Here is a 2,993-nt window from a genome sequence, read left to right on the forward strand (position 1 = left end):
CCGAAGGCTGCGATCTCTTGATTTTGCTTTTGAAGATCAAGATCAAAAGATCGCAGCCTTCGGCAGCTCCTACAATGGGTTGTTATTCGTTATCGAGGCCTTTGCGCCGATATGGGAAGACGTCAATCACCTTCCCCGCCCGAATCGCCTCCTGCAGGCTCTTCCAGTAATCGGCGTCATACAACTCGCCGTGCAACTGATCGAACAATTTGCGTTGCCCGGCATCGGCGAACAGAAACGGCGGAAACTCCTCGGGAAACACGTCCAGCGGGCCGATCGAGTACCAGGGTTCGGAGGCCATTTCGTCCTCCGGCGTGCGCGGTGCCGGGATGTGGCGGAAATTGGCTTCAGTCAGAAAGCAGATTTCGTCATAGTCATAAAACACCACCCGCCCATGCCGGGTGACGCCAAAATTCTTCAGCAACATGTCACCGGGAAAGATGTTCGCCGCGGCCAATTGCTTGATCGCCAGGCCGTAATCCTCCAGCGCTTCACGTACCTGGGCGTCGTTGGCATTTTCCAGATAGAGATTGAGCGGGGTCATCCGGCGCTCGGTCCAGCAGTGGCGGATCAGCACGGTTTCGCCGTCGACCGACACCGTGGACGGCGCGACTTCTAGCAATTCCTCCAGACACGCCGGATCGAACTTGCTCAGCGGAAAACGGAAATCGGCAAACTCCTGGGTATCGGCCATGCGCCCGACCCGATCGACGCTTTTCACCAGCCGATACTTTTCGATCACCGTGGCGCGGTCGACGTTTTTCGATGGTGAGAAACGGTCCTTGATGATTTTGAACACGGTGTTGAAACCCGGCAGGGTGAACACGCTCATGACCATGCCGCGCACGCCCGGGGCCATGATGAACTGGTCGTCAGTGTTGGCCAGGTGATTGATCAGCGCGCGGTAGAACTCGGATTTGCCGTGCTTGTAGAAGCCGATCGAGGTGTACAACTCGGCGATGTGCTTGCCCGGCAAAATGCGCCGCAGAAAACCGATGAACTCCGCAGGCACCGGCACATCGACCATGAAATAGGAGCGGGTGAAAGAGAAGATGATCGACACATCGGCTTCGTCGGTAATCAACGCGTCGATCTGAATGCCGCGACCCTCGCGGTGCAGCAGCGGAATCACCAGCGGCCATTGCTCATCGCGGGTGTAGATGCGCCCGACCAGATAGGCGCCCTTGTTGCGGTAAAGCACCGAGGAAAACAGCTCGACGCTCAGCTCCGGATCCTTGCACACCCAGTCCGGCAGGTTTTCGCGCAACTGCGCTTCGAGCCGCAGCAAGTCGCCGGGCAGATCGGCGTAATCCTCGCTGAAGCGGTAATCGGCAAAAATGCTCGCGAGCATGGCGGACAACTGGCCCTGCGGCTTGTACGTGCGGGTTTGCGCAGCGCGGGCTCGGCGCAGGCTCGGGCGCGTGGTATGGATGAACATGCAGCCGTCGCTGATCAGGTCGTGGCTGAACAACCCGCAGAAAATCGAGTTGTACCAGGTCTCGGAAAGCTCATCGTCGAAGCGCAGATCGATAACACTGATATAGGCGCTTTTCACCAGCGGCCAGCAGCTGACGTTCATCAGCGCTTCTTCGTCGAAATACTCGCGCAGGCGAGCAACGGTTTCGCCGACCTTTTCCTCATACAGACTGATCCGCGCCGCCGACGCGGCCTGCGCCTCCTGCCAGCGCGCCTGCTCGAAGCGCTCCCGCGCGCCATCGGTGATGCGACGGAAATGCTCGCGGTAATCGTCGAAGCCGGCGAGGATCATCCGGGCGATCTCGGTGGCTGGCCATTGCTGCGACATAGAGGGAACCTCGGCGGGAATTCGATTCGTCTGAGCTTAGTCACGGATCGGCTCGCAGGAAAAGCGCAATTTCTGCCAAAACCGATACAGGGCTGACCGTTGACGCGCTTTCTCGGGCCGATGCATCGGCAGGCAAAATTAAAAGCCCGAATAGCGGTTGCCATGATCCGGACGCTCGGCAACACTCTCGTCCCGATCAAGGAAGGAGCCCGCCGTGAGCCCTGTCGATATTTTCCGTATGTTGTCGCTGGCCGCTATCTGGGGCGCGAGCTTTCTGTTCATGCGCATCATTGCGCCGGTGATCGGCACGATCCCGACCGGGTTCTTTCGCGTGTCGATTGCGGCCGCCGGGTTGCTGGTGATCCTTGGGCTGATGCGCATCAGCTGGGATTTCAAGGGCAAGCTGAAAACCGTGATGCTGCTGGGGGTCATCAACTCGGGGATCCCGGCGACGCTGTATTCGGTGGCGGCGCAAGTGCTGCCGGCCGGCTATTCGGCGATTTTCAATGCCACCACGCCGCTGATGGGCGTGTTGATTGGTGGTCTGTTCTTCAGCGAAAAACTCACGATTGCGAAGCTGGGCGGCGTATTCCTCGGCCTGTTCGGCGTCGGCGTATTGACGCGGGCGGGTCCCGTGGCCTTCGACCTGCAACTGCTGATGGGCGCGGTTGCCTGCCTGCTGGCAACCACTTGTTATGGCTTTGCCGGATTTCTCGCGCGGCGCTGGCTGGATCAGGCCGGTGGGCTGGACAGCCGTTTGTCGGCACTGGGCAGCATGCTCGGGGCGACGTTGTTTTTGCTGCCGCTGTTCGCCTACAGCGTGATCACTGCACCGCCGGTCAGTTGGGGCGGTTGGCACGTCTGGCTGTCGCTACTTGGCTTGGGTCTGGGTTGCACGGCGTTTGCCTACATCATCTATTTCCGCCTGCTCAGCTCGATCGGCCCGGTGAAATCGATGACCGTCACCTTCATGATCCCGCCGTTCGGCGTGTTGTGGGGGGCGTTGTTGCTGGATGAGCCGTTGTCGATGGCGCACATTTATGGCGGGTTGCTGATTGCAGCGGCGTTGTGGCTGGTGTTGAAGCCGGCGGTGGTGAAGCCTGGTGAGATGATCAATCGGTAATCCGCTTTGTTGGCAAAATCGCTATCGCGAGCAGGCTCACTCCTACAGTTGGAATACGTTCCCCTG

General features: G+C 59.4%; 2 protein-coding genes. One reads left to right on the forward strand and one right to left on the reverse strand.

Annotation, left to right across the window (positions count from 1 at the left end; translation table 11 throughout):
* Window positions 1-82: 82 nt before the first annotated feature.
* On the reverse strand, window positions 83-1,804 hold the full coding sequence (gene aceK / locus DCO47_RS26400) for a bifunctional isocitrate dehydrogenase kinase/phosphatase (RefSeq protein WP_116659256.1): 1,722 nt from the start codon (window positions 1,802-1,804) through the stop codon (window positions 83-85).
* Window positions 1,805-2,018: 214 nt separating this feature from the next.
* Between aceK and DCO47_RS26405 the strand changes: the two genes are divergently transcribed.
* On the forward strand, window positions 2,019-2,927 hold the full coding sequence (locus DCO47_RS26405; RefSeq protein WP_042607446.1) for a DMT family transporter: 909 nt from the start codon (window positions 2,019-2,021) through the stop codon (window positions 2,925-2,927).
* The last annotated feature ends 66 nt before the right edge of the window (window positions 2,928-2,993 follow it).

It is taken from the genome of Pseudomonas sp. NDM, assembly GCF_003105095.1.
Lineage (GTDB): Bacteria > Pseudomonadota > Gammaproteobacteria > Pseudomonadales > Pseudomonadaceae > Aquipseudomonas > Aquipseudomonas moraviensis_A.

Excerpts from the sequence above, each read along its gene's own strand:
- aceK (WP_116659256.1), bottom strand. The coding sequence starts at position 1,804 with ATGTCGCAGCAATGGCCAGCCACCGAGATCGCCCGGATGATCCTCGCC.